This is a genomic window from Flavobacterium sp. Flavsp81, from assembly GCF_059491325.1.
On sequence record NZ_CP168505.1, the window covers coordinates 5,088,774 to 5,114,806 of the forward strand.

General features: G+C 33.1%; 18 protein-coding genes. 11 read left to right on the forward strand and 7 right to left on the reverse strand.

The genetic code is table 11. From position 1 onward, the window contains the following. Nucleotides 1-184 precede the first annotated feature (184 nt). From gyrB to secDF, 3 genes are all read left to right on the forward strand, one after another. Complete coding sequence (gene gyrB, locus ACEN92_RS21110) at nt 185-2,125, forward strand: DNA topoisomerase (ATP-hydrolyzing) subunit B (RefSeq protein WP_495640294.1); 1,941 nt, start codon at nt 185-187, stop codon at nt 2,123-2,125. 107 nt (nt 2,126-2,232) lie between these two features. Next, nucleotides 2,233-3,168: a malate dehydrogenase gene (gene mdh / locus ACEN92_RS21115; protein ID WP_495640295.1), complete on the forward strand. Its 936-nt coding sequence runs from the start codon at nt 2,233-2,235 to the stop codon at nt 3,166-3,168. Between the two features lie 226 nt (nt 3,169-3,394). Beyond that, entirely contained in the window at nt 3,395-6,370 is a 2,976-nt protein-coding gene (gene secDF / locus ACEN92_RS21120; RefSeq protein WP_495640296.1) for a protein translocase subunit SecDF, read from the forward strand. A gap of 498 nt (nt 6,371-6,868) precedes the next feature. Here the strand turns inward: secDF and lgt are convergent, their stop codons facing one another. The 5 genes from lgt to ACEN92_RS21145 form a co-directional block, all read right to left on the reverse strand. Continuing rightward, the gene (gene lgt, locus ACEN92_RS21125) at nt 6,869-7,801 is read right to left on the reverse strand and encodes a prolipoprotein diacylglyceryl transferase (RefSeq protein WP_495640297.1); all 933 of its coding nucleotides are present in this window, start codon (nt 7,799-7,801) and stop codon (nt 6,869-6,871) included. Nucleotides 7,802-7,866: 65 nt separating this feature from the next. Then, entirely contained in the window at nt 7,867-8,106 is a 240-nt protein-coding gene (gene yidD, locus ACEN92_RS21130) for a membrane protein insertion efficiency factor YidD (protein WP_495640298.1), read from the reverse strand. Between the two features lie 21 nt (nt 8,107-8,127). Then, a complete protein-coding gene (gene cysS / locus ACEN92_RS21135) occupies nt 8,128-9,606 on the reverse strand; it encodes a cysteine--tRNA ligase (RefSeq protein ID WP_495640299.1) in 1,479 nt (492 codons plus the stop codon). 451 nt (nt 9,607-10,057) lie between these two features. Then, complete coding sequence (gene folE, locus ACEN92_RS21140) at nt 10,058-10,729, reverse strand: GTP cyclohydrolase I FolE (RefSeq protein WP_495640300.1); 672 nt, start codon at nt 10,727-10,729, stop codon at nt 10,058-10,060. Between the two features lie 201 nt (nt 10,730-10,930). Continuing rightward, the gene (locus tag ACEN92_RS21145; RefSeq protein ID WP_495640301.1) at nt 10,931-12,127 is read right to left on the reverse strand and encodes a pyridoxal phosphate-dependent aminotransferase; all 1,197 of its coding nucleotides are present in this window, start codon (nt 12,125-12,127) and stop codon (nt 10,931-10,933) included. Nucleotides 12,128-12,249: 122 nt separating this feature from the next. On the opposite strand from ACEN92_RS21145, the gene ACEN92_RS21150 reads away from it, so the two are divergent. The 5 genes from ACEN92_RS21150 to ACEN92_RS21170 all read left to right on the forward strand — a co-directional run bounded on the left by ACEN92_RS21150 (nt 12,250) and on the right by ACEN92_RS21170 (nt 19,979). Beyond that, nucleotides 12,250-13,578 carry a PDZ domain-containing protein gene (locus tag ACEN92_RS21150; protein WP_495640302.1) on the forward strand — a complete coding sequence of 443 codons (1,329 nt, stop codon included), beginning with the start codon at nt 12,250-12,252 and terminating at the stop codon, nt 13,576-13,578. Nucleotides 13,579-13,716: 138 nt separating this feature from the next. Then, entirely contained in the window at nt 13,717-16,344 is a 2,628-nt protein-coding gene (locus ACEN92_RS21155; RefSeq protein WP_495640303.1) for a T9SS type B sorting domain-containing protein, read from the forward strand. Between the two features lie 30 nt (nt 16,345-16,374). Continuing rightward, nucleotides 16,375-17,304, forward strand: a complete 930-nt coding sequence (locus tag ACEN92_RS21160) for a PorP/SprF family type IX secretion system membrane protein (RefSeq protein WP_495640304.1) — start codon at nt 16,375-16,377, stop codon at nt 17,302-17,304. 10 nt (nt 17,305-17,314) lie between these two features. Then, complete coding sequence (locus tag ACEN92_RS21165; RefSeq protein WP_495640305.1) at nt 17,315-19,411, forward strand: OmpA family protein; 2,097 nt, start codon at nt 17,315-17,317, stop codon at nt 19,409-19,411. 79 nt (nt 19,412-19,490) lie between these two features. After that, entirely contained in the window at nt 19,491-19,979 is a 489-nt protein-coding gene (locus ACEN92_RS21170; protein ID WP_495640306.1) for a hypothetical protein, read from the forward strand. A gap of 82 nt (nt 19,980-20,061) precedes the next feature. Here ACEN92_RS21170 and ACEN92_RS21175 read toward each other — a convergent pair whose 3' ends face one another. Further along, entirely contained in the window at nt 20,062-20,442 is a 381-nt protein-coding gene (locus ACEN92_RS21175; protein WP_495640307.1) for a DUF1573 domain-containing protein, read from the reverse strand. Nucleotides 20,443-20,671: 229 nt separating this feature from the next. On the opposite strand from ACEN92_RS21175, the gene ACEN92_RS21180 reads away from it, so the two are divergent. After that, a complete protein-coding gene (locus tag ACEN92_RS21180; RefSeq protein ID WP_495640308.1) occupies nt 20,672-23,305 on the forward strand; it encodes a valine--tRNA ligase in 2,634 nt (877 codons plus the stop codon). Nucleotides 23,306-23,383: 78 nt separating this feature from the next. Here ACEN92_RS21180 and ACEN92_RS21185 read toward each other — a convergent pair whose 3' ends face one another. Next, nucleotides 23,384-24,064, reverse strand: coding sequence for a DUF4294 domain-containing protein (locus ACEN92_RS21185; protein ID WP_495640309.1), 681 nt, complete (start codon nt 24,062-24,064; stop codon nt 23,384-23,386). Nucleotides 24,065-24,147: 83 nt separating this feature from the next. Here ACEN92_RS21185 and ACEN92_RS21190 point away from each other — a divergent pair, with 83 nt between their 5' ends. Together ACEN92_RS21190 and ACEN92_RS21195 are read left to right on the forward strand one after the other, a co-directional pair. Further along, nucleotides 24,148-25,236 (forward strand): M42 family metallopeptidase, encoded by a 1,089-nt coding sequence (locus ACEN92_RS21190; protein ID WP_495640310.1) that lies wholly within the window; start codon nt 24,148-24,150, stop codon nt 25,234-25,236. Nucleotides 25,237-25,369: 133 nt separating this feature from the next. Then, complete coding sequence (locus ACEN92_RS21195; RefSeq protein WP_495640311.1) at nt 25,370-25,972, forward strand: DUF2238 domain-containing protein; 603 nt, start codon at nt 25,370-25,372, stop codon at nt 25,970-25,972. Nucleotides 25,973-26,033: the final 61 nt, after the last annotated feature.

Here is a 26,033-nt window from a genome sequence, read left to right on the forward strand (position 1 = left end):
TGTATTTAAGGCTGAATTTTTTTAGAAAAGAGGATAATTTTTGGAATTTGGAATTTATTTTTTGGTTTTTTTAATAATTGTGTTAATAACTTAGATGCTTTAAATGGCATTTTAAGAGATATATAAATTGCGTTTTTATATATTTGCGTGTTAGACAATAATTACATTTTTTAGAATAAATTATATGAGCGAAGAAATCAAGAAGAACAATTATTCAGCAGATAGTATTCAGGCATTAGAAGGAATGGAGCATGTGAGAATGCGACCATCGATGTATATAGGAGATGTAGGGGTTCGAGGACTGCATCATTTAGTTTATGAGGTTGTTGATAACTCTATTGATGAGGCGATGGGAGGACATTGTGATACCATCGGTGTTGCAATTAACGAAGACGGCTCAGTTACAGTAGAAGATAATGGCCGTGGTATTCCAGTTGATTTACATAAAAAAGAAGGTGTTTCGGCACTTGAGGTAGTAATGACTAAAATTGGTGCCGGAGGTAAATTCGATAAAGATTCTTATAAGGTTTCAGGAGGTTTGCACGGTGTTGGGGTTTCGGTTGTAAACGCTCTTTCCGTTCATATGAAATCAACTGTTTTTAGAGACGGTAAAATCTACGAGCAGGAATACGAAAGAGGTAAGGCAATGTATCCGGTTAAACAAATCGGAGAAACTGATAAACGAGGTACGCGTCAGACTTTTTATCCGGATGATACCATTTTTACTCAGACAACAGAGTTCTCTTATGATACTTTGTCGGCCCGTATGCGTGAGCTTTCCTATTTAAATAAAGGAGTTACCATCACTTTTACTGATAAAAGAGAAGTTGATAAAGACGGAAACTTTGTTCAGGAAGTTTTTCATTCAACAGAAGGACTTAAAGAATATATCCGTTATTTAGACGGTAACCGTGAGCCAATTATTTCTCACGTAATCAGCATGGATCACGATAAAGGTGAAATTCCGGTTGAGGTTGCCCTGATTTATAATACAAGTTACACAGAGAACATTTTCTCTTACGTAAATAATATCAATACACACGAAGGAGGTACGCATTTACAAGGTTTTAGAAGTGGTTTGACAAGAACCCTTAAAAAATATGCTGATGCTTCCGGAATGTTGGATAAATTGAAATTCGAAATTGCAGGAGATGACTTCCGTGAAGGATTAACAGCTATTATTTCGGTAAAAGTTGCTGAACCACAATTTGAAGGACAAACTAAAACCAAACTTGGAAACAGAGAGGTAGTTTCTCCGGTTTCTCAGGCTGTTGGAGAAATGTTAGAAAACTATTTGGAGGAAAATCCAAATGATGCCCGTATCATTATTCAAAAAGTAATTTTGGCTGCCCAGGCCCGTCATGCTGCTAAAAAAGCACGTGAAATGGTACAGCGTAAAACTGTTATGGGTGGCGGTGGATTACCGGGAAAATTATCAGATTGTTCTGAGCAGGATCCTGCAAGATGTGAAGTTTACCTTGTCGAGGGAGATTCGGCTGGTGGAACTGCGAAGCAAGGCCGTGATCGTGCATTTCAGGCAATTTTACCCTTACGTGGTAAGATCCTGAATGTAGAAAAAGCAATGCATCATAAAGTATTCGAAAATGAAGAGATTCGTAATATTTTTACAGCACTTGGTGTTACTATTGGAACAGAAGAAGACAGTAAGGCATTGAATCTTTCAAAACTGCGTTACCATAAAGTAATTATTATGTGTGATGCCGATGTCGATGGTAGTCATATTTCTACCTTAATATTAACGTTCTTCTTCCGTTTTATGAAAGAATTGATTGAAGAAGGCCACGTTTATATTGCTGCACCGCCTTTATACTTAGTTAAAAAAGGGAACAAAAAAGAATATGCATGGAATGATGTTCAACGTGATCAGGCTAATGAAAGAATGGGTGGAAGTGCAGCTATTCAACGTTATAAAGGTCTTGGAGAGATGAATGCTGAACAATTGTGGGAAACTACAATGGATCCGAATTTCAGGACTTTACGTCAGGTAAATATAGATAGTTTAGCTGAGGCTGACAGAGTTTTTTCAATGTTAATGGGGGATGAAGTTCCACCACGTAGAGAATTCATTGAGAAGAATGCAGTTTATGCCAATATTGATGCTTAAAAAGTTTATTGTCAATTCGTTTAATTGTTTAAATTTACTTAAATGATTAAACGAATTGACGATTTATTAAATAAACAAATTAACTAATAACCAATAAAGTATAAAATATGAAAGTTACCATTGTAGGAGCAGGAAATGTTGGAGCCACTTGTGCAGATGTTATTTCTTATAGAGGAATTGCAAGCGAAGTTGTATTGTTGGATATTAAAGAGGGTTTTGCCGAAGGGAAAGCGTTGGATATTATGCAATGTGCAACAAATACAGGTTTTAATACCAAAGTATCAGGTGTAACTAATGATTATTCTAAAACTGCCGGAAGCGATGTAGTTGTTATTACATCAGGAATTCCCAGAAAACCGGGAATGACTCGTGAAGAACTTATAGGTATAAATGCAGGAATTGTAAAAACAGTTGCTGAAAATGTATTAAAACATTCTCCAAATACTATACTAGTTGTTGTTTCTAACCCTATGGATACGATGACATATTTGGCATTAAAATCTACAGGATTGCCAAAAAACAGAATTATTGGTATGGGGGGAGCATTAGATAGTTCAAGATTCAGGACTTATTTATCTCTTGCTTTAGATAAACCGGCCAATGATATTTCAGCTATGGTAATTGGAGGGCATGGAGACACAACCATGATTCCTCTAACTCGTTTGGCATCTTATAACGGTATTCCGGTAACAGAATTTCTTTCAGAAGAAGTTTTGCAAAAAGTAGCTGCAGATACTATGGTTGGCGGAGCAACTCTTACAGGTCTTTTAGGGACTTCTGCATGGTATGCGCCGGGAGCATCTGTTGCTTATCTGGTAGATAGTATTTTAAACGATCAAAAGAAAATGATTGCCTGTTCTGTTTTTGTAGAAGGAGAATATGGTCAAAATGATATATGTATTGGAGTACCTTGTATAATTGGTAAAAATGGAATTGAAGAAATTTTGGATATTCAGTTAAATGAGCAGGAAAAGGCTTTATTTGCTAAAAGTGCAGATGCAGTTAGAAGTATGAATGATGCCCTAAAATCTATTTTAGTATAATGATTTTCGTAAAAAAAAGATAAGGCTGCACTTTTGCAGTCTTTTTTTTGAGATTAATTAATAAATAAATTGGTTAATCTTTTCGTAAATTATATATTTGCTCGGTTTAAAAAAAATGTTGTAATTCGTGATCTAGTTTTTTAGTTTTCAAAACTCATGTCAGGGCTTATTTTATGGGACTTTAAAACAAAAACAAACAATAAAACATAATTAATTTTTAGTAATAATGCAGAATAAAGGACTTATTAAATTTTTCGCAATTCTATTTGCATTGGTAAGTATTTACCAACTTTCGTTCACTTATGTGGCAAGTAACGTCAAAAGTGAGGCTAAAGCTTTTGCAGGAGATAATCCTGATAAAGAGCTAAAATATTTAGATTCTATTGGTAAAGAAAAAGTGGTGAATCTTGGATTTACGGATTTTACTTACAATGAAGTAAAAAACAAACAAATCAATAAAGGTCTTGACTTAGAAGGAGGAATCAACGTTATTCTTCAGATTTCTATTAAAGATGTTTTAAAAGGATTAGCAAACAATTCTAAAAATCCGGTTTTTAATAAATCATTAGCTGACGCGACTGCAAATTTAGAAGGAAATAAAACTTATTTAGATAAATTTTTTGAGGCTTTTGATGCGAATTCAAAAGGAACAACAAAATTAGCATCTCCTGAAATTTTCGCTAACAGAAATCTACAGGGTGAAGGCGGTATTGCTTTTGAAATGTCTGATGCCCAAGCGCAAAAAGTAATTAGAAAAAAAGTTGATGAGTCTATCGAAAGTGCTTATAAAGTATTAAGAGAGCGTATCGATAAATTTGGTGTAACACAACCAAATATTCAAAAATTAGGTGCTTCTTCCGGAAGAATCTTAGTTGAACTTCCTGGTGCAAAAGATGTAGACAGAATTAAAAAATTATTAGGTGGAAAAGCTCAATTAGAGTTTTGGGAAACTTATAAAATGGAAGAAATCGGAAACTTTTTAGTAGCTGCTAACGAAGCTCTAAAAAAGACTGAAATCAAAAAAACAGAAACTAAAACAGTTGCTAATGATTCATTGAATGCTTTATTAACTGATACAAAAGATTCTACTGAAACTAAAAAAGGAAACAATCCATTATTTGACAAAATTCTTGGTCAGGGTGGTGGACCAGTTTTAGGTTATTTTGCACCAAAAGATACTGCAGTTGTTAATGGATATTTAAAAAGACCTGAAATCAGAGTTCTTTTAGCTGCTGATCAACACTATGCAAAATTTGTTTGGAGTAAACCAACTACAATAAAAGATGCAAAAGCAAAAGATATTGAAGTAGTCGAATTATATGCTTTAAAAGGAAACAGAGACAACATACCTGCTATGAGTGGTGGTGTTGTAACTGATGCCAAAGATACTTTTGACCAAATGGGTAAACCGGCTGTTTCTATGCAAATGAACAGTCAGGGAGCTAAAGTTTGGGAAGAATTAACAGGAAGAGCTTTTTCTCAAAAAAGTTATATTGCTATCGTTTTAGATAACATCGTATATTCTGCACCAGGTGTTACCAGCGGACCAATCGCAGGTGGAAGATCTGAAATTACAGGTGCTTTTGATGTTGCGGAAACCAAAGATTTAGCAAACGTATTAAACGCAGGTAAATTACCGGCTACTGCAGATATTATTCAATCAACCGTTGTAGGGCCATCTTTAGGTCAGGCAGCAATTGATGCAGGAACAATTTCTTCTGTACTAGGATTTTTATTAGTTTGTTTATGGATGGTATTCTATTATGGTAAAGCTGGTTGGTATGCTAACCTTGCGTTAATATTAAACTTACTTTTCTTATTTGGAATTATGGCAAGTTTTGGTTTTGTATTGACATTACCGGGTATTGCAGGTATCGTATTGACATTAGGGACTGCAGTAGATGCCAACATTATTATATTTGAAAGAGCGAAAGAAGAACTACGTGAAGGCAAATCATTATCAGAGGCAGTTGCTGCTTCTTATGGATGGCACGGAGCAATGCGTTCTATCATCGATGCAAACGTTACGCACGTTTTAACTGGGGCAATCTTGTTTATTTTTGGAACAGGACCAATTAAAGGTTTCGCTTTAACATTACTTATTGGTATCGTAACTTCAATGTTTACGTCAATCTTTATTGCCAGAATTTTTATCGATAGAAATATTGCCGGAAAAGGAGATTTAACTTTCTCTACAAATATTACTAAAAACTGGTTTACTAATTTCCACTTTGACTTTATCAAAATCAAAAAATTCACTTATATCTTCTCTTCAATTGTGGTTATTGTAAGTTTAATTTCTATCTTTTTCGTTAACGGATTAGATCAGGGTGTTGATTTCGTTGGAGGAAGAACTTTCCAGGTTAAATTTGAAAAACCGGTTGATGCAACTGTAGTTTCAGATGAATTATCTGCTGCTTTTGGAACTCCTGTTGAGGCTAAAATCTTAGGAGATGACGATCAGTTGAAAATTACAACTAAATACAAAATCCAAGAAGAAGGAGTAGCAATTGATGAGGAAGTGAATCAAAAATTATATGCAGCATTAAAGAAATATTACCCTAATACCTCTTACGATAAATTCACTAATACTTATGATGGTAAAAGAGTGGGAGTACTACAAGCTTCTAAAGTTGGAGCTTCTATCTCTGAGGACATTAAAACAAACTCATATTGGGCAGTTCTTGGTGCTATGGCAGCGATCTTCTTATACTTAATGGTATCTTTCCGTAAATGGCAATATTCATTAGGTGCGATTGCAGCTGTTGCGCATGACGTAATCTTTGTATTGGGAATTTACTCTTTATGCTATAAATTTATGCCTTTCCACATGGAGATGGATCAGCACTTTATTGCTGCGATTCTTACTGTAATTGGTTACTCAATGAATGATACTGTAATTGTATTTGACAGAATCAGAGAGTTTATTATCGGAAATCGTAAAGGAACTTTCGAAGATATTGTAAACGCTTCTATTAATACTACATTATCAAGAACATTGAATACTTCATTAATGATGATCATTGTATTATTGACAATGTTTATCTTTGGTGGAGAATCAATCAGAGGGTTTATCTTCGCCATGTTAGTTGGTATTGTTGTAGGAACTTATTCTTCATTGTTTATTGCTACACCAGTATTGGTTGATACAATTTCTAAAGATGATAAACACATAATCGAAGACAAGCATAACAAAGAATAATTAGTTACTATAAACTATATTAAAAGATCCAGTGAAAGCTGGATCTTTTTTTTGTGCTGTGTTTTAATTAATTAAAAGTGATATATGATAAAATATTCCCTGGTTTATTGGCTCTACATATTAAATACGAAATAGGAAGCCCGTTTTGTTATCGGATTTCATTATGACTATGGAAGAGAATTTAACTACAAAAATTATATTCATCAATCATTTTATAAATTGCAAATGATGTATTATTGATTAAAGAAACTAATACTTCAATATGAAATCTAGTTTAGTCAGAAGTTGATTTCGCCATGTACAAATGTTGATTTTCTATTTTGTAAAGCGAAAGAGCTAAGATTGAATTGATATTAAGCAAATATTTGGCATGCTTCAAAAACGTAGAATCAGGAAATGTAAATCAAGTTATAATATTAAAATATTGGAATGTCATATCAACAATAAAGCCCAATATCTAAGATATTGGGCTTTTTATATAAATATATGAAATTTAATTTAAGAAGTGGCTAATGGATTTCTTTTAGCCCTAATGATAAAGAAAAGACCAATAATGATAAAAGGTATACTTAACCATTGTCCAGTCGAGAATAAACCTAATTCGCTTTCAAAACCGCCTTGGCTTTCTTTTACAAATTCTACAATAAATCGCACCATAAATAAAAGTACCAAAAACAATCCGAATAAATAACCTGATCTAAGTCTGGCATTTGTTTTCCAGTATAAAAAGAATAAGATTGCAAATACAAAAATATAGCAGAATCCCTCATAAAGCTGAGTCGGGTGTTTTGCAGGGACCTGAGCTAATAAATCAGCAAATTTCGGATCTGTAGCAATAGCGTTATAAGCATCTTTTGGGTTTGCGATTTGAGTTGCATTTACCGCTTCACTTTTACTAAACTGGTCGTGTAAAAAACGAATTCCAAATGAGGAGGAAGTCTCGTGCCCAATAATTTCAGAGTTGAAAAAATTTCCTAAACGAACAAATATAGCACCACTGGCTACCGGAATAACAACACGGTCTAAAATCCATAATAAAGGACGTTTTAAGATCTTTCTGCTGTAATAATACATGGCGATAATAATTCCGATCGCCGCACCATGACTTGCCAGACCCTGAAAACCTGTGAATTCGAATTTTGGTTCAAATCTAAAGGGTAAAAAGATTTCAAGTAAATGATTTCTAAAATATTCCCAATCGTAAAATAAAACATGTCCTAAACGAGCGCCTAATAAAGTTGCTAAAACAGTCCAGACAAACAAAGAATCTAATTTGTCTATTGATTCATTTTCGCGTTCAAAAATCTTTTTCATTATAAACCATCCCAATCCAAAAGCGATTACGAACATTAAACTGTAGTAGCGAATCATAAAAAATCCTAAATCAATTCCTTCTGAAGGGTTCCAAATGATATTTAAGGCTTGTGTCATATATTAAAATTGTTTTTTGTGTTGTAAAAATAAATATTTAAAACAGAGTAAATCATTATTAAAAGTTAATGTTTATGCGAACATTTCTTTTCCGGAACAGGATCATAGCCAGACCTTCCCCAAGGATGACAACTCAAAATACGCTTCATTCCCAAATAACCTCCATACCATAATCCGTGAGTTTGTAACGCTTCAATCATATAACTTGAACACGTTGGTTCAAACCTGCATGACGCCGGTGTGAAAGGCGAAATTGCATTTTGATAAAACCTGACTAATAAAACAAAAGGAGTAATTACTTTCATGGTTTATTAGAAATAGAGTAATTATATTGAAAAACTGGTACCTTCTTTTCCGTCTTTCAACTGAATGCCTAAAGCAATCAACTGATCACGAATTTGATCAGAAAGGGCAAAGTTTTTATCAGCTCTGGCCTGATTTCTCATTCCGATAAGCATGTTTACAACACCTTCCAATTTATCATTATTGCTGTCTGCAGCTTTATCATCACTTAAGCCTAAAACGTCAAAAACAAATGCATTAATTGCTGCGGCAAATGTTTTTAGATCTTCAGCAGAAATTGTTTCTTTTCCTTCCTTCAATAAATTGATATAACGAACAGCTTCAAATAATTGAGCAATTAAAATAGGTGTATTAAAATCGTCGTTCATTGCATCGTAACACAATTGCTTCCATGAAGAAAAATCAATAGAACTAGAAGCACTTGGTGGTATATTTGGTAAAGCATCGACAGCTTCCATTAATCTTTTATATCCTTTTTCAGCAGCAACAATTGCATCATCAGAAAAATCTAAAATACTTCTGTAATGTGCCTGCAGCATAAAGAAACGTGTTACAGAGGCTGAAAAAGCTTTGCTTAAGATGTTGTTGTCTCCACTTAAAATTTCACCGGGTAAAATATTATTTCCAGTTGATTTTGCCATTTTCTTACCGTTTAAAGTAAGCATATTGGCATGCATCCAATAATTTACAGGTGATTGACCTGTGCAGGCTTCATTTTGCGCAATTTCACATTCGTGATGTGGGAATTTTAAATCCATTCCGCCACCATGAATGTCAAAATGGTTTCCTAAGTATTTTGTACTCATTGCAGTACATTCAAGATGCCAGCCCGGAAAACCATCACTCCAAGGTGAAGGCCATCTCATAATATGCTCAGGTTCTGCCTTTTTCCAAAGTGCAAAATCCTGAGGATTTCTCTTGTCAGATTGTCCATCAAGATCACGGGTATTGGCAAGCATATCTTCGATATTTCGTCCGCTTAATACTCCGTAATTTTTGGTTTCGTTATATTTTACAACATCAAAATATACAGACCCGTTGGCTTCGTAACCAATTCCGGTATCAATAATTTTTTTGATGATTTCGATTTGTTCAATAATATGTCCTGTTGCAGTTGGTTCAATGCTTGGCGGTAAGAAATTAAATGACTTTAAGATATCATGAAAGTCTACTGTATAGCGTTGTACAACCTCCATTGGTTCTAATTGCTCCAAACGTGCTTTTTTGGCAATTTTATCTTCACCTTCATCAACATCATCCACAATGTGTCCAACATCAGTAATATTTCGAACATAACGGACTTTATAATCCAAATGCAAAAAGTATCTGAAAATTACGTCAAAAGACATAAAAGTTCTCACATTTCCTAAGTGTACATTGCTATAAACCGTAGGTCCGCAAACATACATTCCAACATTTCCTTCATGAATAGGGTTGAAATTTTCTTTTTCACCCGAAAGTGAATTGTATATTTTTAGATGCTGGCTTGTATATAAAGGCATATTGTTATTATTATTTAATCGTGATTAGTCAGATTTATTTTTTTGAAAGATAATATTTTTTAAATTATTTGTTTGATTACAATTTTTTCAAGTTTTTTCACAACATTGGATATATTTATTCCTCTGATACCTATTCAAATCTTTTGAAATAACTTAAAGTCCTATTTTTGATAATCAAAAATGAAATTATCTTAAATTAGTATTTCTCAATGTTACTAGCAATGTTTGTAAACAATTGACGAAGAAACTTCTTTTCATTTGAGTAGTTATTCAGAATAATTTATTATTAGGAAATTTACTAGTTTATTTGTAAATATCCAAAAAAAAGTATTGAATTTTGCCAAACTTCTTCAGCTTCTCATAGAAAAAGTATCCATGTTTTTTGAGATTTAATATAGGTTAGTTGTTGGTTCGTTTATCAATTAACCAGATCAACGATTAACCGGTTAAACTAAAATTGTGTATCCAATTTAATATAATCCAAAAACTCTCTTTTAGTTTGAGGATCCTTAAATTTTCCACCAAATTCAGATGTTACGGTACTGCTTTCAATATCTTTGATTCCTCTTGAATTTACGCAAAGGTGTTTAGCATCAATTACGCAGGCAACATCTTCGGTACCTAAGGCTTTTTGTAATTCCTGAACAATTTGCATTGTCAAACGTTCCTGAACCTGAGGCCTTTTAGCATAATATTCTACAATACGATTCATTTTAGATAAGCCAATAACTCTTCCACTTGAGATATAGGCTACGTGAGCTCTTCCGATAATTGGCAGTAAATGGTGTTCGCAGGTAGAATATACAGTGATGTTTTTTTCTACTAACATTTCACCGTATTTGTAATTATTCTCAAAAGTGGAAGCTTTTGGCTGTTTTGAAGGGTTTAGACCACCAAAAATCTCTTTTACAAACATTTTTGCCACTCGGTTAGGAGTACCTTTTATGCTGTCATCCGTCAAATCCATTCCTAAAGTTTGCAGAATGTTTTCGACATCTTTTTTTATTTTTTCTATTTTTTCATCATCGCTTAGGTCAAAAGCATCCTGTCTTACAGGGTTTTTTGCATTGCTACTAAAATGATTGTCTCCTATTTCGTCTAAAAAATCTTCGTTATTTATCATTAAAAACTACTATTAGTATGGGTATATTCTTTTAAGGCGGTAAAGATAATTAATAAAAAGGAAACCTTTTCTATCGTTTTTACTATTTAATTACTCCTTTTGGATATAATTTAAATTAAAACGAAATCGGGGTTTATTAAAAACACAAAAGACAATAACTGATGTAATTATTGTCTTTTGAAAGTTATATTTTTTGCTTTTTTATCTTTTATTGTAAGCTATAAGTGCTTCTTTTAATATGTTTACAGCAGTAACCAAATCTTTTTTGTTTAAGACGTAGGCAATTCTAACTTGATTTAACCCCATTCCGGGAGTCGAATAAAAACCAGCAGCTGGTGCCACCATTACGGTTTCTCCGTTCAAATCATAACTTTCAAGAAGCCATTGTGCAAAATCTTCAGAATTTTCTATTGGCAATTGTGCTATACAATAAAAAGCTCCTTTTGGTTTTGTTACGATTACGCCTTCAATTTTATTCAATTCGGTGATCAAAGTGTTACGTCGGCTTTTATATTCTGAAATTACTTCATCAAAATAACTCTGAGGAGTGTCTATAGCAGCTTCACAAGCAATTTGTTCGATTGTTGGAGGACTCAAACGTGCTTGCGCAAATTTCATTACAGTAGCCAAAACAGCTTTATTCTTGGTAACCAAACAGCCAATCCTTGCGCCACACATACTGTAACGTTTAGAAACGGAATCTACCATAATCACGTTTTGCTGAACATCGTCTAAATTCATTACGGAAAAATGTTCATCGTCACCGTCATATAAAAATTCACGATACACTTCGTCAGCAATTAAATACAAATCGTGCTTTTTAATTAAATCCGCTAATTGTTTGATTTCTGATTCAGAATATAAATAACCTGTTGGATTTCCGGGATTACAAATTAAAATAGCTTTGGTTCTGGATGTAATCAATTTTTCGACATCCTCAATACTTGGCAAAGCAAATCCGCTCTCGATTGTAGAAATTACAGGAACAACTGTTGCACTTGTCGATGATGCAAATGCATGATAATTAGCATAAAAAGGTTCCGGAATAATGATTTCATCTCCCGGATCTGTAATTGTGGCCAATGCAAATAACAAAGCTTCAGAGCCACCAGTAGTTACAATGATGTCTTCAGGGTTTACATTTACATTTTGACGTTGGTAAAATTTCGCTAATTTGTTTCTATAACTTTCATATCCGGCTGACGGACTGTATTCTATAATACTTAAATCAATATTTTTTACCGCCTCGATGGCCACTTCGGGTGTCTTGATATCCGGTTGACCAATGTTTAAATGATACACTTTCTTTCCTTTTTTCTTAGCAAGATCTGCATAAGGTGCAAGTTTACGTATCGGAGATTCGGGCATGTTTTTGCCTTTGTTTGAAATTGTTGGCATTTGCTTTATTATTGAAGTGCAAATTTGCATTTTTTTTTCGAATTTAGCGTACACAATACCAGTAGTTATAAAAATGTAACAATAATCAATATTTTTAGTAATTTTATAATAAAAAATTATCAATGAAAAAATATATTATATTATTTTTTGGGCTTTTGATATCTTTTACACTAAAAGCTCAGGATGATTTTTTAATTGAAAAGGATAAAAAGAGAATTACAATCCCATTTAAACTGATTAATAACCTGGTTTTTATTCCTATAAAAGTAAATGGTATCGAATTGAATTTCTTGTTGGATTCCGGTGTCGAAGAAACTATTTTATTTAGTATGGAAGATAAAAAAGAAGTTAGTTTCAAAAATGTACAAAAAATTAAACTTCGTGGTTTAGGAAGTGAAGAAGAAATCGAAGGTTTAAAATCAACAAATAATATATTAGAAACGCATGGGATAAAATCGGTTAATCACATGGTTTATATAATTTTAGATCAAGGATTCAATTTATCTTCACATATTGGAATTCCTGTAAATGGAATTATTGGATATAAATTTTTTAAAAATAATATTGTAGAAATTAATTATCAAAAGAAAAAAGTTTTTATTCATCAAAACAATGAAGAAATCCGTAAGAAATTCGATAAAAAATTTAAAACAATACCTTTAACGATCGAAAGGTCCAAACCTTATCTTGTAGCCACTGCGGTTGTTGACAGTATAAGTATTCCTGCAAAATTACTTGTTGATATAGGTAACAGCGACTCTTTTTGGGTTTTTGAAAATGATAAAATAAAATTACCGAAAAAGAATTTTCCTGATTTTTTAGGAAAAGGATTTAGTGGAGATATTGAAGGACATCGTGCAAAAATTTCCAAATTTTCGTTGGTTGGTTTTGAGTTTAAAAATCCAATTGTTTCTTTTCCTGACTCCAGCTCTATAAAAAATGTAAAAATGGTTGTCGATAGAATGGGTTCTGTCGGAGGCGAAGTTTTAAAGCGGTTTACAATTATTTTAGATTATGCTGACCGCAAAATGTATTTGAAAAAAAACAATAAATTCCATGAGCCTTTCAGTTATAATAAAAGCGGAATTACAGTCCAGCATAACGGTTTGCAATGGGTTCAGGAAACGGTTCATTTTGAGATGGTTAAAGTAGTTACGGGAACAGATGAAATGAATAGGGATTCAAGAAACAGAGAAGAGAATTTTAAATATAAATTTCAATTAAAACCTGTTTATGAAATTGTAAATGTTCGTAAAAATTCTGCTGCAGAAAAATGCGGTTTACAAAAAGGAGATGTCATTGTCACTATAAATGGAAACAACCCTTATAAATATACTTTACAGCAAATTAATAATCTTTTGAAATCTGAAGAAGAAGTTTGGATTAATCTGGAAGTTGAGCGTAATAGTGTAATATTGAAATTCCGTTTTCATTTGTTGGATGAGCTATAATCTCAGTAAATTGAATTTGTTTCTGATATTTAGATAGTTAATATGTTTTTATTTCGACAAAAGTTGAATCTAATCCGTGATTTTGTAAGTAAATTGATTTTATTTAAGTAAATTTAATAAAACGTTAATAAATAATTTATGATAAAAAAACACTTTTTCCTGATTAAGTATAGTTTTCTTTTTATCATTTTCTTTTTTGTTCCTGTCAAAAGTTTAGCTCAGTGTGCAGGTAATGATGCTAATTTTGAAGTTTGTGATATTCCTGATTCGGCGAGTAAGGCAATTTCTCTTTTTGCATTATTGGGAGGAAGCCCGGTCAGTGGTGGTGTCTGGTCAGATGATGATAATTCAAGAGGTCTGAATTTAACTACTGGCGTTCTAAATGCTCAGACAATTCTTAGCAGCGGTACTTATCATTATACTTATACCGTTACAGGTGCCAACGGTTGTATAGATAATACAGCCACTATAACAGTTATAATTGGAGGATATGCAGGAGTTCCTTCTCCTAGTGTATCAGTTTGTAATGACAATTCCTCGTTTAATCTTTTTCAGGTATTTAATGGTACTTTTTTGAGCCCGCAATCAAACGGAGTCTGGCATGATGATACTAATAATATAGATGTAACATCTTCAATTTCTGTAAAAGATCTTTTAGGAACCTTTCAATATACCTATACTATCCCAGCCATAGGAAGTTGTCCTGCAAAGTCCTCAACTGTAGAAATTACCATGTTTAGAGCTCCAAAACCAGGAACCCCAATTCCCTTAGTATTATGTGGTACAGATGGTTTGGCAGCTTACAGCAATCTTGATTTGAATGATTTACTTTTAGGAGAGGATAGTGGCGGATCATGGTGGCCCGATTTTAGATTAAGTTCGCCTACTGATCACCATGTTAATCTTCAGGAATTGTTTGATACTTATGGAGAAACTACACATCACTTTGTCTACAAAGTCCTTTCTGATAATTCTATTTGTACAGATAAATCAACAACCCTTGATATCAGACTTGAAAAAAAGCTGGATTTTACACAAGCAAAAGTAGTTATCAGTTCGGATATCTGTGAATCGGAAATTGCTGATGCAAAATATACAGCAACTATAACGCAAGGGATTCAAGCTATCCCGAACGGAGAATATGAAATTACTTTTAATGTTTCGGGATCAAATGGAGGCAGCGAAATAATAAAAGCAATGTTTGTAAACGGAGAACTTTCGTTTCCGATAAAATCGAGTTATTTTCAGAAAGTGGGCGCTTTTACAGTTACTATTAATAATATAATTGCGACTACCAGTCAAAAAGCATGTGTCAATATAATTAGTAATTTATCAGATGTCTTAAATATATATCCGAAACCAGTTTTGGACGGAGCAATATTGTTAGCTAATGCTATTTGTCAAAATAAAAATGCATTAATACAAATTTCAGAAGCTTCTGCATTAGCAGATGGAACTTATAATATTCTTTACAATATATCAGGTGCCAACACGGCATCAGGCCAAATGGCAACTATTACAGTTATTGGAGGTAATGCAAATTTTACAATTCCACCAAATTTAAATTCAAATAATGGTACCTCAATTATTACTATTACGACTATTACAAATTCAGCTACTCCATACTGTACAAATACTGCTAATTTAAAAGGAAATCTAATTATAAATCAGCTGCCGGATGCAGCAAATTTAAAGGTTGAAGTGTTAGATGGTTGTTTTAATAAACCTTTTTCTGCTTCAGTTTCCGGGCTTGGAACATTGACTAATGTTACAGTTTCATATATAGTATCCGGAAGTAATCCTGCAGCAACGCAAACTGTTGCTTTAGCTGTTGTAGGGGGAAAAGCTAATTTTACTATTCCGGCTATTTTGCTTCCAAATACTGGTTCTGTCACTATCTCGATTACTAATTTGGTTAATAATGCTACTGCTTGTGATGTGAATTTAACAACTGTTTCTGATACGTTTTTAATAAATCCTATTCCCGTAGCACCAATTGCATCTGATCAGTCTTTTTGTAAAGTTGATGGGGCAACGATTGTTAATTTGTTACCAAACGGAGCACAATATAAATGGTATAACTCAGCAACTAGTACTATACCTTTGGCAAATACGTATATTTTAAAATCAGAGAATTATTGGGTAACAGAAACTTCTGCAGCAGGCTGTACTTCCCAGGCAACGGTAATTACGGTCACAGTAAACGATTCGCCGGCGCCGGTTTTAGATCTGGATGGACAAAATTTTTGTGGTTTGGAAAATCCGACTATTTTAGATTTATCCAATAAAACCAATGTAGCCCCAAGTGTGGTTTGGTATGATGCTTTAAACAACGGAAATTTATTGTCACAAACAACAAAACTGGTCGATAAGGCCATTTATTATGGTTTCGATTTTACCACAACAACAGGCTGCATTTCAGAAGGTCATATTGAAGTAGAAGTATCTTTGTCTGATTGTGATGAAACCGAATATGAAACCTTTTTTATTCCTGACGGATTTTCACCAAACGGAGATAGTGTAAATGACACTTTTACGATTCCTAAAATTGATTTTTTATATCCGGATTATACCCTCGAAATTTATAATAGATATGGTAATGTTTTATTCAAAGGGAATAAAAATAAGCCGGATTGGGACGGAAGAAATTCCGAAGGAGCTGGCTTGGGTGACGGAGTAGTGCCAAATGGGGTCTATTTTTATGTTATCCATTTTAATAAAGACAACAGACCTGTTAAGCAGGGGCGCCTTTACTTAAATCGATAAATCTTCATTTACTTTTTAATATAGTTTCAAATGAAAAAAATAATACTTTTTGTAAATTTTCTCTTTTGTATTATATCGGCATCTGCACAACAGGATCCTGAATACACACATTATATGTACAATATGAGTGTGGTAAATCCTGCCTATGCAACGGGTACTGCTACAATGTTAAATTTAGGAGGATTATACAGAACGCAATGGGTTGGAGCTGTGGGGGCGCCAAAGACATTCACGTTTTTTGGACATACAGCCTTAAGTGAAAAGATTGAAGTTGGGGCGTCATTAATTTCAGATGATATTGGGGATGGCGCAAAAAAAGAAAATAATTTCTACGCTGATTTTGCTTATGTTCTGAAACTAGAAGGAAAAAACAAACTTTCTTTAGGATTAAAAGCCGGGTTTACTTCTTTGCAAACTAATTTTAACGGATTTCGTTTTACCGATACACCTACAGATCTGGCTTTCTCCGAAAATATCAACGTAACAAAACCTAATATTGGAGCAGGAGCTTATTATTTTACTGATAAATATTATGTTGGATTTTCGGTGCCTAATTTACTGAGTTCAAAACACATCGAAGAAAAATCAGGAATTAACGCATATGGTTCCGAAAATATCCATGCTTTTTTAACCGCCGGATATGTTTTTCAGATTAATGATGTATTTAAATTAAAACCGGCATTTATGTCCAGGTTTGTACCTGGAGCTCCGGTTTCAGTTGATATTACTGCAAATGTTTTATATAATGATAAGTTTGAGCTGGGTGCTGCCTACAGAATCAATGATGCCATAAGTGCTTTAATGAATATAAATGTTACGCCGTCTCTTAGAATTGGATATGCTTATGATTATACCATTTCAAACTTAGGACAGTTTAATTCAGGAACTCACGAGATTATGTTGCTTTTTGATTTAGATTTATTAGGAAAAGGATATGATAAATCACCAAGATTCTTTTAAAATAAAAAATATGAAAAAACTATTCGTTATAATATTCGTATTTTCTATACAGTTTATAAATGCACAAAATCAGGATTTGGTGAGGGCCAAGCGTTTTTTTGACAGGACATATTATGCTGAAGCCATCATTTTGTATGAAAAATTAGCTGAAGAAAAACCTTCTCAGGAAGTCATTAAAAATCTGGCGGATTCTTATTATTACACAAATGATTTGATTAAAGCGCAACGTTATTACAGGCTTTTGATTGAAAATTATGATAAAGATTTAGACAGGAATTATTATTACAGATATGCACAAACCTTAAAGGCAAGCAACAGCTACGATGATGCGAATACTGTTTTAAAAGAATATTATGCAAAATCGGCAAATGCTGAAGATGCAATTAATTATGAAAAAGAATTAAAAGAACTTGAAAACGTTTCGGCAATCGGCAATCGTTTCGAAATTAAAAATTTAGCAATAAACACTCCGAATTCTGAATTTGGAGCGGTAAAACATAATGATAATCTAGTCTTTGCAGGAGTGAAACTGAAGCCCGGATTGTTTGATAAAAAGTATAAATGGGATAACAAAGCTTATTTGAATTTGGTCGCAATACCATTAAAAAACATCAATTCAGCTGATTCTGTTGCACATTATTTTTCTAAAGAATTAAAAACGGGAATGCATGAATCAAATGCTGTTTTCACAAAAGATGGTAAAACGATTTATTTTACCCGTAATAATTCCAAAAATGGCAACAAAAGAAAAAATGAAGAAAAAATTTCAAATCTTCAGATTTTTAAGGCTGAATTAGTCAGTGGAAAATGGACAAATATAGTTTCGCTTCCTTTTAATAGTGACGATTATTCAGTAGAGCATCCGGCTTTAAGTGCTGATGAAAAGACACTGTATTTCGCTTCAGATATGCCGGGAACATTAGGCTCTTTTGATATTTTTTCGGTAAATGTAAATCTGGGTGCTTTTGATATTCCTAAGAATTTAGGACCAATTATCAATACAGATAAAAGAGAACAGTTTCCTTTTGTATCAAAAGATAATAAACTTTATTTTTCGTCTGACGGGCATTTAGGATACGGATCTCTTGATGTTTTTGTTTCTGAAATTGATGGAAAAAAATATAAAAAACCTGTAAATATTGGTTTGCCTTTAAACTCAAATTCAGATGATTTTTCATTTACCATAGATTCGGATATTAAAGAAGGATATTTTGCATCGAATAGGACAGGAGGAAAAGGCAGTGACGATATTTATCTATTTAAGGAAATAAAAGATTTAATTGTAGAAGACTGCAAGCAGCTTATCTCCGGAATTATTACAGATGCTGACACAAAATCAGCATTAGAAAATGCGACCGTAGTATTGCAGGATTCAGACAAAAAAACTATTAATACAGTTACTACAACCGCAGACGGGAAATTTAGTTTTACGGTTTTTTGTGAGACTTCATATATTGTTTTAGCGGCAAAAGAAAAGTATACAGATAATTCGAAATCCTTAATTTCAGGAAAAGAGAGAAATGTTTCAAATGATGCTTCCATGGCATTAAAATCATTAGAAATTATTAGACAGGAAGAAAAGAAAATTGAAGAGCAGAAAAAAGAAAAAGAAGCTTTGGCATTAATTGCTTTGGATGAGGAAAATAAAAAAGCCAAAGCGGATAAAATTGCTGCGGAAGAGGCTAAGAAAAAAGAAAAAGTAAACCAAATTTTATCCCGGGAAAAAGACGTCATAAAAGATAAAGACAGACTGATTATAAAAACTGACCCTATATATTTTGATTACAATTTGTGGTATATCCGTAAGGAATCTAAAGTCATTTTAGGAAGAGTTGTTGCTCTTATGAAAAAATACCCGGAGATGATTATCGAAATAGGATCACATACAGACTGCAGAGGGAATGCTAAATTTAATGAAGATTTATCTCAAAAGAGAGCAAATTCGACGAGAGAATTTATAATTGAGTCAGGAATTAATGCAGAAAGAGTTATGGCTAAAGGTTACGGAGAATCAGTACCAATTATCAAATGTAAAACTGATGATTCCTGTTCAGAAGAAGAGCATGAATTAAACAGAAGAAGTGAGTTTGTGATTAAAAATTTATAATCATTTTTCATAAATTAATTAAGAGACCTTTCTTTTTTATTTAATTTTATAGAATAACAATGAATATAAAAATTTAAATATGAGAAATCTAAGCTTATCGTGTTTGCTTTTGACCTGCTTCGTGCTTCAAAGCTGTAAAAATGAAAATCCAAAACAAGTTGATGCACTACAGGCTGCTGATACGGAAAAACCTGTAAATATTCAATGTTATAAAGCAATATATGAAAAGGATACTATTGACTTAAAATTGAATACTTTAAAAAACGGAAAAATAACCGGAAGTATGGTCATGAAAGTGGCTTCTGCACCAGAGAAAACCGGTGATATCAAGGGGGAATTTCATGGAGACACCTTATTTGCAGATTATACATTTATTGAAGGAGGCAATAAAAACAGAACGTTCAAAAATCCAATGGCGTTTTTAAAGCGGGAGAAACAACTCATTTTAGGAAACGGAACGATGCAGACTACGATGGGTGTGACGTATTTAGTTAAAGATAAACCTATCGATTTTGATAATGTGAAATATAAATTTACAACTATTGACTGTGTTGATAAATCAAAATAACAAATACAGTCGATGATTTTACAAAAAAAAGCCGTTTCTTAAATTAGAAACGGCTTTTGTTATTGTTTAGATTTCAATTTTTTTATAAAACTTCTCCTTTAATTTTTAAGGCAACTCTGCCATCAGGATAATTTACGGCATTGGTTTCTACAGTAATTGTTTTACGAATAGGACCAGCACTCATGTTATATTTAACATCAATTTTTCCTTTTTTCCCTGGCTGAATAGCAGCAGCAGGTTTTGTAACAATAATTGAACTCAATGTTGATTGAGCATCAATAATTAATAACGGTGCATTTCCGGTATTGGTAAATTCGAATGAACGAACAGGATTATCACTCTTCGAAATTCTTCCGTAGTCAATAGTATTGTCTGGGTCGGCAAATTCAATTTTTGGGCCATTTTGGGAATAACCTGCCAAACTAACCAATACTATTGCAATAAATTTAATAACATTTTTCATTTGAAACTGTTTTTAAGATATAAGTAAATATACTTTCTTTTAATTAATACACAAATTATTATTTCGCTTTTTATAGTGTACTTAATTATTTACTTTTGCTGTCAATTATTATTACAAAAACTAAACCAAAGTATAAAGGTTTATTTGTTTAACTGTTTAATCGTTTATTTGATTGACGGTAAACAATTAAACAGTTAAGCGATTTCAACGATAAAACAAGAAACGATAAATGACAATTCCAGCACAATTTGACGCTAAAACGATCGAGAATAAATGGTATGATTACTGGATGAAAAATAACTATTTTCATTCAGAACCAGATCATAGAACACCTTATACAATTGTAATCCCGCCACCAAATGTCACAGGAGTTTTGCATATGGGACATATGTTGAATAATACAATTCAGGATGTTTTAATTCGCAGAGCACGTCTTAAAGGTCTTAATGCCTGCTGGGTTCCGGGAACGGATCACGCTTCAATCGCAACTGAAGCAAAAGTTGTAGCAAAATTAAAAGCAGAGGGAATCAATAAAAATGATTTAACCCGCGAAGAATTCTTGGCGCACGCTTGGGAATGGACAGACAAATATGGTGGAGTTATCCTTGATCAGCTTAAAAAGTTAGGGGCTTCATGCGACTGGGAAAGAACTAAATTTACTATGGACCCTGACATGTCAGCATCTGTAATTAAATCATTTGTGGATTTATACAACAAAGGATTAATTTACAGAGGATACCGAATGGTAAACTGGGATCCGGAAGCTAAAACCACTTTATCTGACGAAGAAGTAATTTATGAAGAACAACAAGGAAAACTATTTTTCTTAAAATATAAAATTGAAGGTTCAGAAGATTTCCTGACGATTGCTACAACGCGTCCTGAAACTATTTTTGGAGATACTGCTATTTGTATCAACCCAAATGATGAGCGTTTCATACATTTGAAAGGTAAAAAAGCAATTGTTCCAATTTGTGGAAGAGTGATCCCAATTATCGAAGATGAATATGTAGATATTGAATTCGGAACAGGATGTCTGAAAGTGACTCCGGCCCACGATATGAATGATAAAACATTAGGAGAAAAACACAATCTTGAAATCGTTGATATTTTTAATGAAGATGCTACTTTAAATAGCTTCGGATTGCATTATCAGGGAAAAGACCGTTTTGTGGTTCGTACCGAAATTGCAAAAGAATTAGAAGAGATTGGAGCTTTGGCTAAAACCGAAATCCATTTAAATAAAGTAGGAACGTCTGAAAGAACCAAAGCGGTAATCGAACCAAGATTATCAGATCAATGGTTTCTTAAAATGGAAGATTTAGTAAAACCGGCAATCAAATCTGTTTTGGTTGATGGTGATATTAAATTACATCCAAAACGTTTTGAAAATACCTATGCACATTGGTTAAACAATATTCGAGATTGGAATATCTCCCGTCAGTTATGGTGGGGACACCGAATTCCGGCGTATTACTATGGAGATGGAAAAGAAGATTTTGTAGTTGCAGAATCTATAGAAGATGCTTTGGCTTTAGCTAAAGAAAGAACCAACAATCAACAACTGACAACCGATAACCTTAAACAAGATGTTGATGCCTTAGATACCTGGTTTTCAGCATGGCTTTGGCCAATGTCAGTTTTTGGTGGAATTATGGATCCGGAAAGTGAAGATTTCAAATATTATTATCCAACAAATGATTTGGTTACAGGTCCGGATATTTTATTTTTCTGGGTTGCCAGAATGATTATTGCAGGTTATGAATATACCGGTCAAAAACCATTTAAGAATGTGTATCTGACAGGTTTAGTGCGTGATAAACAACGTCGTAAAATGTCTAAATCATTAGGGAATTCTCCTGATCCTTTAGATTTAATAGAAAAATTCGGTGCTGATGGTGTTCGTGTAGGATTGCTTTTAAGTGCTTCTGCAGGAAATGATATTATGTTTGATGAAGAGTTGTGTAATCAGGGAAAAGCATTTTCTAACAAAATTTGGAATGCCTTTAAATTGATAAAAGGATGGGAAATTTCAGAAACTATTCCGCAGCCGGAATCATCAAAAACAGCAATTGAATGGTATGAAGCGAAATTGCAGCATACCTTAGTTGATATCGAAGATAACTTCGAAAAATACAGAATTTCAGATTCGTTAATGGCAATTTATAAATTGGTTTGGGATGATTTCTGTTCCTGGTTTCTTGAAATGATCAAACCGGCATACCAACAGCCAATTGATAAAAAGACGTTTGACAAAGCAATCGAAATGTTAGAAAATAACTTAAAATTGCTTCATCCGTTTATGCCTTTCTTAACAGAAGAAATTTGGCATTTAATTGCTGAAAGAACTGCAGAAGAAGCTTTAATTGTTTCGACCTGGCCGGAATTAAAATCATTTGATGCAAAATTAATTGCTGATTTTGAAAATTCAATAGAAGTAATTTCAGGGATCAGAACGATTCGTAAAGACAAGAATATTCCGTTTAAAGATACTATTGAATTAAAAGTAGTGAACCATGACAAAGCTTCCACTTATTTTGATTCGGTTGTAACTAAATTAGGAAACATTACTTCATTAGAATATGTTTCTGATAAAGTTGACGGGGCATTATCTTTCCGTGTAAAATCGAATGAATATTTTATTCCGATTACAGGAAATATTGATGTTGAAGCTGAAATTACAAAATTGACAGAAGAGCTGAATTATACCAAAGGATTTTTGAAATCTGTTGAGACAAAACTTTCAAACGAAAAATTTGTAAATGGAGCTCCGGAAAAAGTTTTAAATATAGAAAAACAAAAACAGGCTGATGCGTTGGCAAAAATTGCTACGATTGAACAGAGTTTAGCCGGATTGAGATAAGAATCAGATTTTCTTTTTAAAAATAAAACGCCGACAGATTTCAGAAATCTGTCGGCGTTTTTGATTATTTAGAGATAATTATTTTTTATCAGTTGTCTGTGCTTTTTCTTCCCAATGGGTGGCAAGATCATTATAATTAACGGGATTTGCAGGTTTTTGATTGATTAATCTTCCCGATTCAAATGCCCTGACGAGAATTGTTTCTATCGCATAATCTTCATTTACTTCATATGGCTGATATTCTTTTTTTAAACTGATGTTAAACATACTTGCCGTAGTATTTGAAACGAATGCCTTAAAACCACTTTTTAAAGTCCTGATTAATTCGTAAGTAGTTTTGCCGGTTTGTCGATGTATCAGTTTGACCAAAATTTGTCCTTGTTTTCGGGAGAGTTTTTTTAATCTGTCTTCGAACTCATTGTTCAGGTAATCTTCAACGATTTTAAAATATTTTTTCTTCTCGCGATTGGTTTTCAAACGTGCCATTCCATTATTTAAAGCGGTCAGTCGATCTGCTGCCAGCTTTGCATACGGATACGTTTTATAAACACGGTTTTGAAGTATCAGGAATTGCTTTTGACTTTCAGGATCCAGCTTTTCTTTTGAGATAATAATTTCGGGCAACTCAATAGTATCATTAAGGATTGAGTCGTTTTCAGTAAGCGTATAGCCCATCTCAGAATTTTCTTTAGGTGTCACTTGTGCTTTAGCAGCAACAGAAATTAAAAGAAAACATAAAATACAAATTGTAAATCTCATAGACATAATTAATTTAAGTGTAAAATTATACATTATATACACAACTGTAATACCAAAGTTATAAATTAGCAAAAAAATATTTTATGAGTATAAAATCAATATTAAATGATACCTCAATTGCTTTTTTAGAAAGCTATCTTAATAATGCTTCTCCAACAGGTTATGAAAGCGAAGGGCAGAAGCTCTGGATGAATTATTTGAAACCTTATGTAGATACTTTTATCACCGACACTTATGGTACTGCCGTTGGAGTTATCAATCCTGAGGCTGAGTTTAAAGTAGTAATTGAAGGACATGCAGATGAAATTTCATGGTATGTAAATTATATTACAGATGACGGTTTATTATATGTTATTCGAAACGGAGGTTCAGACCATCAGATCGCACCATCAAAAAGAGTCAATATTCATACTAAAAAAGGAATTGTAAAAGGTGTTTTTGGATGGCCGGCGATTCATACACGTTTGCGTGATAAGGAAGAAGCTCCAAAAATCAGTAATATTTTTATAGATCTGGGCTGTGAAACCAAAGATGAAGTTGAAGCCATGGGAGTTCATGTTGGCTGTGTGATTACTTATCCTGATGAATTTATGGTATTAAACGAAAACAAATTTGTTTGCCGTGCAATTGATAATAGAATGGGTGGTTTTATGATTGCCGAAGTAGCGCGTCTATTACATGAAAATAAAAAGAAATTACCTTTTGGATTATATATTGTAAATTCGGTTCAGGAAGAAATTGGCCTTCGTGGTGCCGAAATGATTTCACAAAGAATTAAACCAAATGTAGCTATCGTAACAGATGTTTGCCATGATACAACAACTCCTATGATTGATAAAAAAGTAGAAGGAGATCTTAAAATGGGTAAAGGACCGGTAATCGCTTATGCTCCTGCTGTACAGAATAACCTGCGTGAATTGATTGTTAATACTGCCCAGGAAAATAAAATACCTTTTCAGCGTCATGCCACATCAAGAGCTACAGGAACTGATACTGATGCTTTTGCTTACAGCAATGGTGGAGTCGCTTCGGCATTAATTTCACTGCCTTTGCGATATATGCATACAACTGTCGAAATGGTACACAGGGAAGATGTTGAAAATGTAATTCAATTGATCTATGAATCATTACTGAAAATTGAAAACAACGAGACTTTCTCTTATTTCAAGTAAAAAAATAATTAAAAAGTCAATTTGGTTATTTTATAAGTAACCAAATTGACTTATAAAAGCAGTATTTTTTACTGTTTTATAGTTTTTAGTTTGATATATTGCAAACAAATTTTATAAACTTAAAATCTGTTTGATGAAATATATTTATTTTTTGCTAACCCTCTTTTTTATCAGTTTAACAGTATCTGTTATAAATCCCAAAGAAGTTTTTACTTGTTTCCTTGAAATTATTCCTGCCATAATTGGTGTATTGATTCTGGCTTTTACCTTCAAAAAATTCCGATTTACAAATTTCACTTATACTTTGATATTGGTACATTGTATAATTCTCTTTATAGGAGGCCATTATACGTATGCTGAAGTCCCATTTTTTGATTATATAAAAGAGATATTTCATCAAAGTCGGAATAATTATGATAAAGTGGGGCATTTTGCGCAAGGTTTAATTCCCGCAATGATTATCAGGGAATTATTCATTCGCAAAAATGTAGTCAGCAACAAAAGTTTTTTCAACTTTATTATTGTCAGTATTTGTTTGGCGATTAGTGCTGCCTATGAGTGGATTGAATGGGGAGTTTCAATTGCGACAGGAGATGGAGGCGATGCTTTTTTAGGGACTCAGGGGTATGTTTGGGATACACAGTCAGATATGTTATTTGCAACTATAGGAGCCATAACAGGATTGTTGTTGTTTTCTAAAATTCAGGACAATGAAATAAATAAAGCGAACTTTTAAATTAGTTAAATGTTTAGGAGCTATTTCCTGCTATCCGCTATATCTTTTTTGCTTAAAAAAG